This is a genomic window from Zoogloea sp. LCSB751 (assembly GCF_002028455.1).
GTDB lineage: Bacteria > Pseudomonadota > Gammaproteobacteria > Burkholderiales > Rhodocyclaceae > Zoogloea.
On record NZ_MWUM01000003.1, the window covers coordinates 272,758 to 288,127 of the forward strand.

Consider the following 15,370-nt stretch of genomic DNA (forward strand, 5'->3'; position numbering starts at 1 on the left):
TCAACTTTCGCTACGGGAAATCAGGTTGAGGTCCATCTGGCCGCCGCCCTCTTCGGAAGCAGACTTGCCGGCTGCATCGCTGCGCTGGTTCTCGACGCCGCTCAGGTACTCCTGGGTCACGTCGCCCGTGACGTAGGTGCCATCGAAACAGGAAGTCTCGAAAACGGAGATCGACGGATTAAGGGCCTTGACCGCCTCCTTGAGATCGTCGAGGTCCTGGTAGATCAACGCATCGGCACCGATCTCGGCGCAGATTTCCTCTTCTGTGCGGTCGCTGGCAATCAACTCCGCCTTGGTCGGCATGTCGATACCATAAACGTTCGCATAACGCACCGGGGGCGCAGCGGAAGCCATGTACACCTTGGTCGCACCGGCATCGCGCGCCATCTGGACGATCTCGCGGCTGGTGGTGCCGCGCACGATGGAGTCATCCACCAGCAGCACAGCCTTGCCCTTGAACTCCTGGTGAATGGTGTTGAGCTTCTGGCGCACCGACTTCTTGCGGATCGCCTGCCCCGGCATGATGAAGGTGCGACCGATATAGCGGTTCTTCACAAAGCCTTCCCGGTACGGCACGTTCAGCCGATGAGCCATTTCCATTGCGGACGGACGACTCGAATCGGGAATCGGAATGACCACGTCGATCTTCAGGTGCGGCAGGGTTTCGCGCAGCTTCTTGGCCAGGGACTTGCCCATGTTGATGCGCGCGTCGTACACCGAGATGCCGTCGATCAGTGAGTCCGGACGGGCCAGATAGACGAACTCGAACATACAGGGGGCGTGCACCGTGTGGGTTGCACACTGGCGGCTATGAAAGCGCCCTTCGGTGTCGATCAGGATCGCCTCGCCCGGCGCCACGTCACGCACCAGCTTGAAGCCCATCACATCCAGCGCCACACTCTCGGAGGCAATCAGCCACTCGACGCCCTTGGGCGTGTCGTTGCGACCGATGACCAACGGGCGAATCCCGTAGGGATCGCGAAAAGCCAGCAGCCCCGTCCCGGAGATCATCGCCACGGTGGCATAGGCTCCACGGCAACGGCGGTGCACGCCCGTGACAGCTTCGAACACGGTTTCCTCATCCAGACGGAAACTCTTGGCTGCAGCCTGCAGTTCATGGGCCAGCACATTGAGCAGCACCTCAGAATCGGAATTGGTGTTGATGTGCCGAAGATCGGACAGGAACATCTCCCGCTTCAGCTCTTCCGAGTTGGTCAGGTTGCCGTTGTGGGCAAGCATGATGCCGAAGGGCGAATTGACGTAGAAGGGCTGCGCCTCTGCGGCGGCCGAAGCCGAACCGGCCGTCGGATATCGAACATGGGCGATACCCAGGTTGCCAGGCAAATCCCGCATGTTCCGGGTCCGGAACACGTCGCGCACCAGGCCCGACGCCTTGTGCATGTGAAACCGCCCGCCTTCCGCAGTGGCGATACCCGCTGCGTCCTGGCCACGGTGTTGAAGCACCTGCAGGCCATCATAAAGGAGCTGATTGACGGGGGTTGTCGCTACTACGCCCAGAATGCCACACATTTCAAACCACCTATCGGTATCTAAGTCTCTTTGCCAGAAGCTCGGGGAGCCACGGTCTGGACGCCATTGCAGCAGTTTCAAGGGGAGCCGACAAGCTCGCCCCCTGCCACCACGCACTGCCGGCGAAGCCGCCGAGTCCGACGAGCAACGCCACTGCGAACACGATCACACCGCCTCGGACAGCGCCAAAACATGCCCCGAGAAAACGATCCGCAAATCCCAGCCCGGCGGCTCGCACAAGTTCGCCAAGGGCCCAACGCAGGATCGCCACTAGAATCAGTACGACAATAAAAATCGAAATAAATGCCGCCGGCACCTGCAGCACCGGCTCCTTAACCAGGACCGCAACATAGGGTTGCACACTCGCGGTGAGAGCTCTTGCAGCCAGGAAGGCCAACACCCACGCACACAGCGCAACCAGCTCCGAAAGCAGGCCCCGCCAAAAACCCAGAACTGCCGATACGCCCACGACGGCCAGCAGGAAATAATCAAACCCGTTCAAGAGCGTCGCACGTCAGGGTTTCGATGCCACGGATGCCTGCACCCCGAGGATCTTGCTGATCCGTGCCGCCGCCTTGTCGGCCGCCACCTTGTTGGGGAAAGGACCTGCACGCACCCGGATCTTGTCGCCCAAAGGCTCTACATATGAAGCGTAGCCTTCTGCCTTCAACTTGGCGCGCAGACTTGTCACGTTCGCGCTCTCGCGATAGGCGCCAAGCATCACGACGTGAGCGCCGCCACTCGGCTCCTTGGGTGCAACGCCTGTGAGCAGCGCCTTTGCGCGCTCGGCATCAGCGCGAGCCTTGTCCGCCTCGGCCTTCTCTTTTTCCTTCTCCCGCTCCCGTTCCTTCTGCTTGGGGTCGGACTTGGCTTCGAGCTTGGCCTCAGGCTTTTTTACATCGGGCTTGGTCTCGGCCTTTTTGGGAGACTCGGGCTTGGATTCGGGCTTTTTGAGGGGTTCGGATTTGATCTCCGTTTTTTTGGGCGGCTCGGGCCGAGGATCGGGCTTTGCCAAGTCGGCTTTCTTGAGCCGGGAAGGAGGAAGCAGTTCCTGTCCCGGTTTCAGCAAGGGCGGAGGCAGGTCCCCGTCCTCCTTGTGATGCGCCCCGTCGTCCACCTCCGGAGCGACCGTCTCCTCGGCGACAGTACCCGCAACCGGCTGTGACGGTGCCGGCGCCTTGCCGGTGATCACCCGCGATGTGAAGTTGCCACCTTCCTGGCTCGGAATCCGGATCTGCACATCGGGGACGGTTTGCCGCGGCTCGTGATCCATGACCATCGGCAGGATGATCACCGCGGCGAGCGCCAGCGCCGCAGACCCCACCAGGCGACGACGGGCGCGCTTCTTCAGGTCGATCTGGGAATCGTTATCGGCCATCTTGCTGCAATACCTATTTGGATGTCCCGGCCGCAGCCAGAACATCGGCTACCGTAAGGAAGGAGCCAAAGACCACGATTCTATCACCCTCGGCAGCCCGGTCACGCGCCGCCTGATAAGCAGCATTCGGCGAACCGAACTCCGAGATATCGACACTCACCCCCGCCTCCCGCAGGATTCCGGCGAGACGCCCGGCACTCAAGCCCCGCGGCCCGGGCAACGTCGCAACCAACCAGTGGTCCACACGATCACGCAGCAGGCGGATCACGCCGGGAACGTCCTTATCGGCCAGCATGCCAATGACAGCCCAGGTTTCAGGGAAAAAGCCCATGCTCGCGAGGTTCTCGTTGAGCACCCCGGCAGCCTGCGGGTTGTGGGCCACATCGAGAATCACCGACGGGCGCCCAGGCAGCACCTGGAAGCGTCCCGGCAGATCCACCAGCATGAATCCCTGACGGATCGCCTGCATTGGCACCGGCAGGATATCGCGCACCAACTCGCAAGCCGCCATCACGGCCGAGGCGTTGAGCAGTTGATTGGTACCGCGCAACGCCGGATAAGCCAACCCTCCGCGCCGAGCCCCACCCGCCAGCCAGAAGGCCCACTGCTGCTGATCGCCGGCAAAACCGAAATCGCGGCCGCTGACCAGCAGCCTGGCACCGATGGCCTCGGCGTGAGCCAGCAAGGATGCGGGCGGCAGCGGATCACTGCAGATCGCCGGCTTGCCAGCCCGGAAGATGCCGGCCTTCTCGAAACCAATGGCCTCCCGATCGTTGCCCAGGAACTCCATGTGGTCCAGGGCAACGCTGGTGACGATGGCGCAATCGGGCTCAAAGACATTGACGGCATCGAGCCGTCCGCCCAAACCGACTTCAAGGATGATCGCCTCGAGCCCAGCCCGGCAGAACGCCACCCAGGCAGCCAACGTACCATGCTCGAAATAGGTCAGCGGCGTCTCGCCCCGGGCCCGCTCCACTTCTGCGAAGGCTTCGACCAGAACCTGATCATCCACCTCGTGACCGGCAATGCGCACACGCTCGTTGTAACGCAGCAGATGGGGCGACGTGTACAAGCCTACGCGGTAGCCGGCAGCCAGCAGCACCGACTCCAGTAGTGCGCACGTGGAACCCTTTCCATTCGTACCCCCGACGGTAAAGACCGGGCAGGTTTGGGGCAGATTCAATGCATCGCGAACCTGGCGAATCCGGTCGAGACCGAGTTGGATGGCCTGACCGTGACGCGCTTCCAGCAGGCTCAACCAGCCTGCAAGGGTTTCGGGCAATTGCATGGATCAGGCAACACCGCCAACCGAAGGCTGGCGCGTGAGGAGAGTAATGAGTTCGGGGAGCCGATCGCGCAGTTCACGCCGGTCGATGATCATGTCCAGGGCGCCCTTTTCGAGCAGGAACTCGGAGCGCTGGAAGCCTTCCGGCAAAGTTTCACGTACGGTCTGCTCGATGACCCGCGGACCGGCAAAACCGATCAGGGCACCCGGCTCGCCGATCACGAGATCACCCATGAAGGCAAAACTTGCCGATACCCCGCCCATCGTCGGGTCGGTCAGCAGGGTGATGAACGGCAGACGGCGCTCGGCAAGACGCGTGATGGCCGCCGTGGTCTTGGCCATCTGCATCAGGGAAAACAGACCTTCCTGCATCCGAGCACCGCCGGTGGCCGTCGCGCAGATGAACGGCAGACGCTGCTCCTGCGCCGCCTTGACGCCACGCACGAAGCGCTCGCCGACCACCGAGCCCATGGAGCCGCCGAGAAACTCGAACTCGAAGCACGCCACGACTACCGGCACGGTCTTGATCGCCCCCTGCACCACCACCAGGGCATCGGCCTCACCGGTATCCTCATTGGCCGCAGCAAGCCGGTCCGGATAGCGCTTGGAATCCTTGAACTTAAGGGGATCAACGGGCACCACTTCGGCACCGATCTCGAAACGCCCTTCCGGATCGAGCAGGAAATCGATGCGCTGACGCGCACGAATACGCTGGTGATGCCCGCACTTCGGGCAGACATTGAGGTTGCTCTCCAGATCGGACCGGTAGAGCACCGCCTCGCAGGACGGGCACTTGCTCCACAAGCCCTCGGGAATCGATTTGCGCGCAGACGGCGCATCCCGTTTGATCTTGGGAGGCAGCAGCTTGGTCAGCCAGCTCATTGTTGCCCTCCCGCGTCGATCGCGTCACGGATGCCCCGGATGAAGGCCTGCACCCGGGCAGGCGCTTCAGCACGCTCGCTTTGCTCAATTTCCTCGATGATGCGACTACCGATCACCACCGCATCGGCGAGACCGGCAACCCGCGCCGCCGTCGCTGCATCGCGGATTCCGAAGCCGACGCCAACCGGCATGCCGACCTTCTCGCGAATGACAGGGATGCGCCGGGCAACCTCATCCAGGTCGAGGGTCGCCGAGCCTGTCACACCTTTGAGGGAGACGTAATATATGTAGCCACTACCGGCTGCGGCCACATCGGCGAAGCGTTGTTCGGTGGACGTCGGCGCCAACAGAAAGATCGGATCGAGGCCAGCGGCACGACACGCGTCAGCAAAGCCCTGGCACTCTTCGGGCGGATAATCCACCACCAGCACGCCATCGGCACCGGCATCCATCGCCGCACGCGTGAAAGCGTCCAGCCCCATGGCTTCGATCGGATTGGCGTAGCCCATCAGCACGATCGGAGTTTCATCCCCCGTTGCCCGGAACGCCCGGACGATCTCGAGCACCTTTCGCAGGCTCATGCCGGCAGCCAGGGCTCTTTCGGACGCACGCTGAATGGTCGGCCCGTCAGCCATCGGATCGGAGAACGGAACGCCGAGCTCAATGACATCGGCGCCGCCCGCCACCAACGCCTGCATCAGCGGCAAAGTCATCTCGGGAACGGGATCTCCGGCGGTGATGAACGGGATGAGCGCCTTGCGGCCTTCGCCTTCGAGCCGCTTGAAGGTTCGTTGAATTCTGGACATGAATGGGTACGAATGATCAGCAGCCCTGCCGGCCTTGGCCGGCAGGGCTGTGAAAAGGTTAAAACTGGATGCCGGACTTCTCGGCGACGGTATGCATATCCTTGTCACCCCGGCCGGAAAGATTGACGAGCAGGACCTTGTCCTTCGGCAGGGTCGGTGCCAGCTTGGCCGCATAAGCCAGGGCATGGGACGACTCCAGCGCCGGGATGATCCCTTCGAAGCGGCACAGATCGTGAAATGCCTTCAGGGCTTCCGCGTCAGTGATCCCCACGTACTCGGCGCGCTCGATGTCCTTGAGCCATGCATGCTCCGGACCAACGCCCGGGTAGTCCAGACCCGCGGAAATCGAGTGGGTCTCGATGATCTGCCCGTCCTCGTTCTGCAGGAGATAAGTCCTGTTGCCATGCAGGACACCGGGACGCCCCGCCGACAGGGATGCGGCGTGATGACCGGTTTCGATCCCGCTACCAGCAGCCTCGACACCGACGAGATGGACGTCCTTGTGCTCGATGTACGGGTAGAAGATCCCCATCGCATTGGAGCCGCCACCCACGCAGGCGATCACATAATCGGGCTGGCGACCGGCCATCTCGGGCATCTGCTCGATGCATTCTTCGCCGATGATCTTTTGGAAGTCACGCACCATCATCGGATAAGGATGCGGCCCCGCCACCGTACCGATGATGTAGAAGGTATTGCCGATGTTGGTGACCCAGTCGCGCATCGCTTCATTGAGCGCATCCTTGAGGGTCTTGGAGCCGCTTTCCACAGGCACCACCGTCGCGCCCAGAAGCTTCATGCGATAGACATTGGCCGCCTGCCGACGCACGTCTTCCGACCCCATGTAAACAACACACTCCATGCCGTAGCGGGCCGCAACCGTTGCCGTCGCGACACCATGCTGGCCGGCGCCAGTCTCGGCGATGACCCGCGGCTTACCCATCCGACGGGCCAGCATGGCCTGGCCAATGCAGTTATTGACCTTGTGAGCACCCGTATGGTTGAGGTCTTCACGCTTCAGGTAGATCTGCGCACCGCCGAGCAGTCCGGACCAGCGCTTGGCATGGTAGATGGGGCTCGGACGCCCCACATAGTGCTTGAGCTCATAGGCGTACTCAGCCATAAAGGCCTGATCCTGCTGGGCGGCTTCATAGGCCTGACGCAGCTCGGTCAGCGCCGGAATCAAGGTTTCCGCGACAAATACGCCGCCATAGGGACCAAAATGGCCGCGCGCATCGGGTAGATCGTAAGGGGCATCAGCCATGTGCATGTCGAACTCCAGCAACAAATTCGGTGATTCTGGCGGCGTCCTTGACGCCCTTGGCCGCCTCCACGCCACTGGACACATCCACGGCCCAGGGCTGGACGCGCTGCACTGCCTCCGTGACATTGCCCGCATGCAGTCCACCGGACAGGATCAGCGGCACAGGCAGCCCGGAAGGAATCAGCGACCAGTCAAAAGTCTCGCCCCCGCCTCCATAGCCTTCCACGAAGGCATCAAGGAGCAAACCTTGGGCACTGGGGTAGCAAGCTGCGTATTTTAGCAGATCAAGCCCGGGCCGCATCCGCGCCGCCTTGATGTAGGGCAGGCCGTATCCGATACACTGGCTCTCGCTCTCATCCCCGTGGAACTGCAGCACCTGTAGGGGTACCGCAGCACGAGCCTCCGCAATATAGCTGCGCTCGGCATTGACGAACAAGCCGACAGTGGAGACGAACGGCGGCACCAGTCGGGCCAACTCGGCGGCCCGCTCGAAACTCACGAAACGCGGACTGGGTGGATAGAAGACGAAGCCGATGGCGTCCGCCCCGGCGTTTACGGCAGCCAGGACGTCCTCCTCCCGGGTCAGGCCACAGATCTTGATGCGCGTACGATGCATGGCACTCACGGTACAAGGAGTTGGGGAGGCGCGATGATACGCCCGCGGCCAGGCAAGGGCCACCGGTCAGGATACTCGACGCCAGACAGGTACAAGCCTCCGGGCGCGAAGGTCGGCGCTGCCCGGGTTCTATCCCGCACGGCAAGCAACTCCGCCATCCACTCCACGGATTTGCGCCCAAGCCCCACATAAACCAGCGAGCCCACCAGGTTGCGGATCATGTGATGAAGGAACGCATTGGCGTGAAAGTCGAACAGCACGACCTCCCCCTCACGCCGAATGCGCAGCGAGTGCATGTGTCGCACCGGAGACTTGGCCTGGCACTCAGCAGCTCGAAACGAGGTGAAATCGTGGGTCCCGATCAGGCACTGCGCCGCGCTCGCCATCCGCTCTACATCGAACTCACCATGCATCCAGCCCACGCGCCCCTCCAGCAAACTGGGACGCACCCTCCGGTTGAGCAACACGTAACGATAGTGCCGGGACTCAGCGCTGAAGCGTGCATGAAAATCCTCATCCACCTCGACGGCCCACAACACGCCAACACTTGCCGGAAGATGGCTATTGACGCCACGTACCCAGGCCTCGAGCGGACGCTGGGCGACCGTGTCGAAATGGGCCACCTGCATGCTGCCGTGCACACCGGTATCCGTACGTCCGGCACACACCACTGCCACGGGATGCTGAGCAATGATGGCCAGTGCCCGCTCCAGCACATCCTGAACAGTCCGTCCGTGAGGCTGAGTTTGCCAGCCCAGAAAAGCATTCCCGGCGTACTCGACGCCAATCGCGACTCTCAACGGAGCGCTCCCAACAAGATCAACACCACCACCCCAGCAACTACACCATCCCACCAGCGCAGCGGAACAGTCCGTATGCGCAGACTTTCCATCGTAGTCACCCCATCGTCATGAACCAACAAGGCACGCCAGCCACCGTCGGGTGGACTCTCCACATAACGAAACACCAGCAGCACCCGGACCGCCAGCCGCTCCACCGGCAACCCCAGCACCGCCAACGGTCGAGCCAGCACCATCAGACCAGCAATCAGTTCCTGATCCCGTGTCGATTCGAGCAGGACAGCCACCAGGAGCACCACAACGAGCAGCTGAGCGCAATGCATGGCCGCCGCAGCCAAGCCCTCCTGCGTAGGCCCGGCGCTCCCCAGCAGCGGGACAACCAGCTCTCCGGGAGTGAACAGCGCAAAAAGTACCCACAGCACGAGGAGCAGGATACGAACCCGTTTCACAAGCCGCCCTGCCCGATGCCGGGCAAATATAAGGGCCGCCATCAGAACAACAAGCCCGAGACCCCATAACCAGGGACCTCGGGCCAGTTGCGCCAGCACTGCCAACGCCGCCCAGGCGACAAGGCGTGTCGCCGGGTGGAAGGAAATCATTGCGGCTTCATCAAGTGGGAGGCATGACCTCACGAAAGACGAGCGAGGATCTTGCGTGCTTCCTCCTTTTGCACCGCGGCACCTTCCCGCAAGACCTCCTCAACCAGTTCCCGCGCGCCATCCTTGTCACCCATTTCCTCATAAGCACGCGCCAACTCCAGCTTGGTCGCCACCTCCTGCTGCAGTTCCAGATCGAGCGGAGGCTCGGTCGGAGGGCCTGCGTCCGGGAGTTCCGCCACGGTGTCGGCGTCCGAAGGCAATTCGAGGTCGATCGAGTCGAGATTGACGACCGGATCGAACGGACGCGTCGCCGTCATCTTGTCGTCCAGCTTCTCGTCGAGTTCGAAATCGAAGTCGAGCAGGCTGCTGTCAAAACTGGTCTTTTCCAGATCCATCGTGGCAGCACCGGCCTCTTCGCGAAGTGGCTCATCGGCGAGTGTTGCGGTGAGATCCACGTTGACCGTTGCTTCGGATGCCGGCTCAAGCTTGTGCTCCCCAAACTCCGAACTGATTTCGAAATCGAGATCGCTGGGGTCAGGCAGACTGAAATCATCCGTCACGCGCTGGGGACGCGTCGACGTGGCCTCAAGGCTCGCCGGCATGCGATCCCCACCTGCCAACCGGGTCGTTTGCGGCGACGGCGCAGGCTCGTGATCGAATCCGAGATCGAAGTCCAGGGAGCTGACCGTTGGGGACTGGCCTCCGCCCGCAACTTCTTCATGGCCCGTTGCGCTATCCGCGTTGAGATCCAGATCAAAATCGAGCATGCCGGCATCCGGCGCGGCGGCCGAAGCCTCCGTACCCGCCGCAGCGGGCGCAACACGCCCGATATCCTCAAGGCTGGCATACTGATTAAGCTCACCCGGCAAAGCCCAAGTATCTTTCAGCTGAGAGGGCGACTCCAACGGATCATCGTGGCCCGTGGCCGGCGCCGGCTCCCGCGGCTCAAGCGCCCGCGCTTGGACCTGGGAGGTCTGTGCCTGTCCAAACCCCGTCGCAGCCGGCGCAACCGTCTGTGGCGCCGGCGCCGCAACGATCACGTTAGAAGCGGCACCAGGAGTAGGAATACGGTACAGAGGGCTATCGGGATCCACCTTGCGCCCAAGGGCTGCAGCCTTTTCCCAATCCTGCCCGTTACCACCCGTCAACGAATAAAGTTCCGTCGCCGTCGTCTCGAATTGCTTCAAGTTCTTCCGCTGCGCATAAATCTCGAGCAGCTTCAGATGAACCCCAGTGCGCCCCGGATCGGTCTTCAAGGCATCGAGCAGGATCTCTTCAGCCTGCGCATCCCGGCCGTAAGCCATATATACATCGGCTTCAGCAACCGGATCGACCCCTTCATCGGTGTCGATCGACGATAGGCCGGACTGACTGAAATCGGTCTGGATCTGGCTGCTGCTTCCGGTGTCCACGCTTTGGCCACCAGAACTCCCGAACACGGAGTTCGAGGCCTCTCCGAATTCCGACAACGCGGAAGTCGTGGTCGGCGCCGCCTGGGCACGACGACGCTGATAGACCTTGTACCCTCCCCAGCCCAGCAAGAGGGCGAGAATTCCGCCCCCGCCCAAAAACAAGGAAAGATCATCGGAGACTTCTGCCGGAGGGACCGCTTCAGCGGGCTTCGGAGGCGCAGGCACCGGTTGGGGTGCAGGAGCAGCCGGCGGCTCAGGCTTGGTTTCAGGCACGGGATCTGGCACTTTTACCTGCTCGGGCTTGTCAGCCTCGGCAGCGGCAGGGGTCGCCGGCGCACTGGATGCCGCCTCCACCGGAGCAGCAGGCAGCGCAGGAGCTGCCGGCTTGGCCTGCTCGGCCGTCTGGGCCAACCCCTGGCTCTTCAACTCAACCAACCGCTGAAGCTCCCTGATGCTCTTTTCAAGATCGGCGAGCCGATTGTTCGCTTCCTTCAACGCCTTGTCGCGAGAGACCAGATCCTCTTCCAGCGCCTGCAGTCTGGCTCCGGACTTATCCCCGCCGAGCGCGCCTGCCCGACCTTCGTCGCTCTTAGAAACCTTCAGCTGATCCGTCGAACCCGCCGCAGTTGCCGCCCGATCGTCCACCTTGGCGCCAATCCGGCCACCGCCTCCCTGGCGAGCCGGCGCCTCCTTCGCTGGCGCATTGACGGCCTGTTCAGCCAACTTCTGCCGATACCGCCCGAAATCGGCGGATTTACCGACAATCTGACCGCGCTCACCACCGGCAGCAAGTTGCCGCGCGGTCTCCGCATCGGGAAGGCGCAGGATCTTTCCGGCCTGCAGCCGATTGACATCACTGGCATCAAACGCGGAGCGGTTGCCTTGGAACAGGGCTGCCAGCATCTGCTCCATCGAAACACCATCCGGGCGATTCTCAGCCGCGATCCGGTGAAGCGTATCGCCGGGCTTGACCAGATAGGTCTTGCCTGCGGCCCCACTCTCCCGCGGTGCGCGCCCCGCCGGAGCCTGGCGACGCACCGGGGCAGATGCCTCGACACGGCGTGCCGTGAAATTCGAACGAACCTCCGGAGCGATCACCGGCGCGGCATGACGCCCTGCCCCGGTATCAGGTGGATCCAGAAGGAAGGTGTACTCGCGAATCAAGCGGCCAGCCGCCCAATTCAACTCCACCAGCATATCGACAAAGGGCTCGTTGATCGGCCTGTCACTGCTGACCTTCACAATAGCACCACCGCCTCGCCTCTCGATGGCCATGCGCAGGCCATTGATAGACGGCGCGTAATCGACACCGGCCTGCCGGAAAGCCTCCGCTGACGCGAGCCGTGCCGTCATGTTCTGGAGTTCGTCGGGAGTGGCCGCGACCTCGACCTCGGCCCGCAAGGGCTGGCCCAGACCGCTCAGGACGGTGATTCGCCCCAAACCGGCCGCATTGGCACCAAGGGAGAGCGCGCTGATGGAAGCGGCGAGCAGGGTGAGCTTGAGCCGGCTATTCACAGGGTTCTTATGCACGAAGGCTGATTGTTAGAATCAAGTTATTGATGAACATAACATCATGGGTTTGGAGTGGCAAGTTCAAGCCGTTTTTGAACTCTCCACATCAGGCCCGCTACACTCACCGGAACTGGACGCACGCCCAAACCCTGACTTCGCCCCCTGGGCTCCTGGCATGCGCAGAAAAAGAAAATGCCGTTCAGCTAACGCAGAACGGCATTGAAATGCAAGAACAACGTGGCGATCAGCCTTCAAGCAGAATACGCAGCATACGCCGTAGCGGCTCCGCAGCCCCCCACAGGAGCTGGTCACCAACGGTGAAGGCGGACAGGTACTCCCCCCCCATCGCCAGCTTGCGCAAGCGGCCAACCGGAACAGTCAGGGTTCCAGTCACAGCTGTCGGCGTCAGGTCGCGTACAGACGCCTCGCGCTGATTCGGAACCACCTTGACCCAATCATTCGCACTGGCCAGCATGCCTTCGATTTCATCGATGGGGATGTCTTTCCTCAGCTTCAGCGTCAATGCCTGGCTGTGGCAGCGCATCGCTCCGATACGCACACACAGACCATCAATGGGCACGACCGGCGTCCCGAAGCCTTCGCCCCGGCCGAGGATCTTGTTGGTTTCGACGCCGCCCTTCCACTCCTCCTTCGACTGACCGTTCCCCAGATCCTTGTCGATCCACGGGATCAGGGAGCCTGCAAGCGGCACACCGAAATTGGAGGCCGGGAAAGTGTCGTCACGCATCGTGCCGGCGACTTCCCGATCGATATCGAGAATCGCGGACGCCGGATCATCCAGCAGTTCCTTAACGGAACGATTCAGCTCGCCCATCTGAGTCAGCAACTCGCGCATGTTCTGCGCCCCGGCGCCGGAGGCAGCCTGATAGGTCATGGAGGTCGCCCACTCGACGAGGTCGCGTTGGAACAGGCCGCCCAGAGCCATCAGCATCAGGGACACGGTACAGTTGCCACCGATCCAGTCGCGACCGCCCTTGACCAGGGACTCCTTGATGACGTTCTGGTTCACCGGATCGAGAATGATCACGGCACGGGGATCCATGCGCAGAGAGGACGCGGCATCGATCCAGTGGCCAGTCCAGCCGGCTGCACGCAGCTTCGGATACACCTCATTGGTGTAATCACCGCCCTGACAGGTGATGATGATGTCCAGTGCCTTCAGCTCGTCGATGTTCTTGGCATCCTTCAGCGGAGGCGCTTCCTTACCGAAATTCGGCGCCTTGCCACCGGGATTGGAAGTGGTGAAGAACACCGGCTCGATCAGCGCGAAATCGTTTTCCTCACGCATGCGCTGCATGAGCACGGAACCGACCATCCCGCGCCAGCCAACCAGACCTACTTTTTTCATATTGATCCCCAATCAGGCTTGAATTGTCTTCTTGTGCTCAGAGGGACGCGATGACGGCGTCGCCCATCTCCTTGGTGCCCACGCGGCGGGTTCCTGCCTCGTAGATATCGCCAGTACGGTAACCAGCAGCCAGCACCTTCTTCACGGCGGTCTCGATACGCGTTGCCTGAGCATCGAGGTTGAAGGTGTAACGCAACATCATCGCCGCCGACAGAATGGTCGCCAGCGGATTGGCTACGCCCTTGCCGGCGATGTCGGGTGCAGAACCATGGCTGGGCTCGTAGAGACCCTTGTTGTTGGCATCGAGGGAGGCCGACGGCAGCATGCCGATGGAGCCAGTCAGCATCGAGGCCTCGTCCGACAGGATGTCGCCGAACATGTTGCCGGTCACCATCACGTCGAACTGCTTCGGCGCACGCACGAGTTGCATCGCGGCGTTATCGACCAGCATGTGGGAAAGCTCGACGTCGGGATAATCGGCCGACAGCTCGATCATCACGTCGCGCCACAGCTGGGTAGACTCCAGAACGTTCATCTTGTCTACGGAGCACAGCTTCTTGCCACGCTTACGGGCCGCCTCAAAGGCCACCTTACCGATACGGCGGATCTCGGACTCCGAGTACACCATCGTGTTGAAACCGACGCGCTCACCGTTTTCTTCACGAATGCCGCGGGGCTGGCCGAAATAGATGTCGCCGGTCAGTTCACGCACGATCAGGATGTCGAGGCCAGACACCACCTCGGGCTTCAACGTCGAGGCATTGGCCAGTTCCGGGTAAAGGATGGCCGGACGCAGGTTGGCGAACAGGTTGAGCTCCTTGCGGATGGCCAACAGTCCGCGCTCCGGGCGCTGCTCTCGGGGCAGGGAATCCCACTGCGGGCCGCCCACGGCGCCCAGCAGGATTGCGTCGGCCTCCTTGGCCAGCCTGCTGGTCGCCTCAGGGTAAGGCGTACCGGTAGCATCGACGGCACAGCCGCCGATCAGGGCCTTTTCGGCCACAAAGTCGAAACCGTCGCCGCGCACTGCATCGAGCACGCGCAGCGCCTGTTCCATGATTTCGGGACCGATGCCATCACCGGGCAGAACACAAATCTTAATCGTCATTTTCTAAACCGAATTCGTTACAGGGGCGCCAGGCGCCGATCAGGCAAACAGCCAGGGTTGGTCGATACGCCGACGCGCTTCGAATTCCCGGATCTTGTCGGCGTGCCGCAGCGTGAGACCGATATCGTCCCAGCCGTTGAGCAAGCACTCGCGGCGGAAAGCATCCACGTCGAAGGAGATGACCTTGCCATCGGGGCGGGTGATCGTCCGGGCCTCAAGATCCACCATCAGGCGATAGCCGGCGGTTCCCAGGCATTGGGCAAACAGCGCGTCCATCTCCGACGCCGCCAGCTTGATCGGCAGCAGGCCGTTCTTGAAGCAGTTGTTGTAGAAGATGTCGGCGAAGCTCGGCGCGAGGATCACGCGGAAGCCGAAATCCTCCAGCGCCCACGGCGCATGCTCGCGGGAACTGCCGCAGCCGAAGTTGTCGCGGGCAAGCAGGATCTGCGCGCCCTGATAACGTGGCTGATTGAGCACGAAATCCGGGTTCTTGGGACGCCCGGAAGCATCCTGACCGGGCTGCCCCACGTCCAGGTAGCGCCACTCGTCGAACAGGTTGGGGCCGAAGCCACTACGCTTGATCGACTTGAGGAACTGCTTCGGGATGATCGCATCGGTATCCACGTTGGCGCGATCCATCGGCGCCACGAGACCATCGAGTTTGCGGAAGGGATTCATTACTTGACCGCCTTCTGGATGGCTTCACCACCCTTTTCAATATCCTTGCCAATGCCCTGAACGGTGTTGCAACCGCTCAGCAGCACGACGACGAACACACCGACCAATGCGGCAAATTTACGCATAGTCCTTCT

At 62.0% G+C, this 15,370-nt stretch carries 15 protein-coding genes; all 15 read right to left on the reverse strand.

Annotation, left to right across the window (positions count from 1 at the left end):
* Nucleotides 1–1,530, reverse strand: a complete 1,530-nt coding sequence (gene purF / locus B4920_RS05755; RefSeq protein WP_079433656.1) for an amidophosphoribosyltransferase — start codon at nucleotides 1,528–1,530, stop codon at nucleotides 1–3.
* Between the two features lie 10 nt (nucleotides 1,531–1,540).
* Nucleotides 1,541–2,032 (reverse strand): CvpA family protein, encoded by a 492-nt coding sequence (locus tag B4920_RS05760; RefSeq protein ID WP_079433657.1) that lies wholly within the window; start codon nucleotides 2,030–2,032, stop codon nucleotides 1,541–1,543.
* 12 nt (nucleotides 2,033–2,044) lie between these two features.
* Complete coding sequence (locus B4920_RS29445) at nucleotides 2,045–2,953, reverse strand: SPOR domain-containing protein (protein WP_079433658.1); 909 nt, start codon at nucleotides 2,951–2,953, stop codon at nucleotides 2,045–2,047.
* A complete protein-coding gene (gene folC, locus B4920_RS05770; protein ID WP_079433659.1) occupies nucleotides 2,922–4,196 on the reverse strand; it encodes a bifunctional tetrahydrofolate synthase/dihydrofolate synthase in 1,275 nt (424 codons plus the stop codon). The genes B4920_RS29445 and folC overlap by 32 nt, the downstream gene beginning before the upstream one ends.
* 3 nt (nucleotides 4,197–4,199) lie before the next feature.
* Nucleotides 4,200–5,075, reverse strand: coding sequence for an acetyl-CoA carboxylase, carboxyltransferase subunit beta (gene accD, locus B4920_RS05775; protein ID WP_079433660.1), 876 nt, complete (start codon nucleotides 5,073–5,075; stop codon nucleotides 4,200–4,202).
* Nucleotides 5,072–5,881 (reverse strand): tryptophan synthase subunit alpha, encoded by an 810-nt coding sequence (gene trpA / locus B4920_RS05780; protein WP_079433661.1) that lies wholly within the window; start codon nucleotides 5,879–5,881, stop codon nucleotides 5,072–5,074. The genes accD and trpA overlap by 4 nt, the downstream gene beginning before the upstream one ends.
* A 58-nt stretch (nucleotides 5,882–5,939) precedes the next feature.
* A complete protein-coding gene (gene trpB / locus B4920_RS05785; RefSeq protein ID WP_079433662.1) occupies nucleotides 5,940–7,151 on the reverse strand; it encodes a tryptophan synthase subunit beta in 1,212 nt (403 codons plus the stop codon).
* Nucleotides 7,138–7,761 carry a phosphoribosylanthranilate isomerase gene (locus tag B4920_RS05790; protein WP_079433663.1) on the reverse strand — a complete coding sequence of 208 codons (624 nt, stop codon included), beginning with the start codon at nucleotides 7,759–7,761 and terminating at the stop codon, nucleotides 7,138–7,140. Before B4920_RS05790 ends, trpB begins: the two co-directional genes overlap by 14 nt.
* A gap of 5 nt (nucleotides 7,762–7,766) precedes the next feature.
* Nucleotides 7,767–8,561 (reverse strand): tRNA pseudouridine(38-40) synthase TruA, encoded by a 795-nt coding sequence (gene truA, locus B4920_RS05795; RefSeq protein ID WP_079433664.1) that lies wholly within the window; start codon nucleotides 8,559–8,561, stop codon nucleotides 7,767–7,769.
* A complete protein-coding gene (locus B4920_RS05800) occupies nucleotides 8,558–9,160 on the reverse strand; it encodes a CbiQ family ECF transporter T component (RefSeq protein ID WP_079433665.1) in 603 nt (200 codons plus the stop codon). The genes truA and B4920_RS05800 overlap by 4 nt, the downstream gene beginning before the upstream one ends.
* Nucleotides 9,161–9,189: 29 nt before the next feature.
* Entirely contained in the window at nucleotides 9,190–12,102 is a 2,913-nt protein-coding gene (locus B4920_RS05805; protein WP_254050841.1) for a FimV/HubP family polar landmark protein, read from the reverse strand.
* Nucleotides 12,103–12,328: 226 nt separating this feature from the next.
* Nucleotides 12,329–13,453 carry an aspartate-semialdehyde dehydrogenase gene (gene asd / locus B4920_RS05810; protein ID WP_079433667.1) on the reverse strand — a complete coding sequence of 375 codons (1,125 nt, stop codon included), beginning with the start codon at nucleotides 13,451–13,453 and terminating at the stop codon, nucleotides 12,329–12,331.
* 37 nt (nucleotides 13,454–13,490) lie between these two features.
* A complete protein-coding gene (gene leuB, locus B4920_RS05815; protein ID WP_079433704.1) occupies nucleotides 13,491–14,552 on the reverse strand; it encodes a 3-isopropylmalate dehydrogenase in 1,062 nt (353 codons plus the stop codon).
* Between the two features lie 45 nt (nucleotides 14,553–14,597).
* The gene (leuD, locus tag B4920_RS05820; protein WP_079433668.1) at nucleotides 14,598–15,236 is read right to left on the reverse strand and encodes a 3-isopropylmalate dehydratase small subunit; all 639 of its coding nucleotides are present in this window, start codon (nucleotides 15,234–15,236) and stop codon (nucleotides 14,598–14,600) included.
* Nucleotides 15,236–15,361, reverse strand: a complete 126-nt coding sequence (locus B4920_RS05825) for an entericidin A/B family lipoprotein (RefSeq protein ID WP_079433669.1) — start codon at nucleotides 15,359–15,361, stop codon at nucleotides 15,236–15,238. Before B4920_RS05825 ends, leuD begins: the two co-directional genes overlap by 1 nt.
* Between the last annotated feature and the right edge of the window lie 9 nt (nucleotides 15,362–15,370).

What these genes read in the sequence shown, in the direction of transcription:
- trpA (WP_079433661.1), bottom strand. Translation starts at nt 5,881, where the DNA reads ATGTCCAGAATTCAACGAACCTTCAAGCGGCTCGAAGGCGAAGGCCGC.
- B4920_RS05790 (WP_079433663.1), bottom strand. Translation starts at nt 7,761, where the DNA reads ATGCATCGTACGCGCATCAAGATCTGTGGCCTGACCCGGGAGGAGGAC.
- B4920_RS29445 (WP_079433658.1), bottom strand. Translation starts at nt 2,953, where the DNA reads ATGTTCTGGCTGCGGCCGGGACATCCAAATAGGTATTGCAGCAAGATG.
- B4920_RS05825 (WP_079433669.1), bottom strand. Translation starts at nt 15,361, where the DNA reads ATGCGTAAATTTGCCGCATTGGTCGGTGTGTTCGTCGTCGTGCTGCTG.
- purF (WP_079433656.1), bottom strand. Translation starts at nt 1,530, where the DNA reads ATGTGTGGCATTCTGGGCGTAGTAGCGACAACCCCCGTCAATCAGCTC.
- B4920_RS05800 (WP_079433665.1), bottom strand. Translation starts at nt 9,160, where the DNA reads ATGATTTCCTTCCACCCGGCGACACGCCTTGTCGCCTGGGCGGCGTTG.
- folC (WP_079433659.1), bottom strand. Translation starts at nt 4,196, where the DNA reads ATGCAATTGCCCGAAACCCTTGCAGGCTGGTTGAGCCTGCTGGAAGCG.
- asd (WP_079433667.1), bottom strand. Translation starts at nt 13,453, where the DNA reads ATGAAAAAAGTAGGTCTGGTTGGCTGGCGCGGGATGGTCGGTTCCGTG.
- trpB (WP_079433662.1), bottom strand. Translation starts at nt 7,151, where the DNA reads ATGCACATGGCTGATGCCCCTTACGATCTACCCGATGCGCGCGGCCAT.
- leuD (WP_079433668.1), bottom strand. Translation starts at nt 15,236, where the DNA reads ATGAATCCCTTCCGCAAACTCGATGGTCTCGTGGCGCCGATGGATCGC.
- accD (WP_079433660.1), bottom strand. Translation starts at nt 5,075, where the DNA reads ATGAGCTGGCTGACCAAGCTGCTGCCTCCCAAGATCAAACGGGATGCG.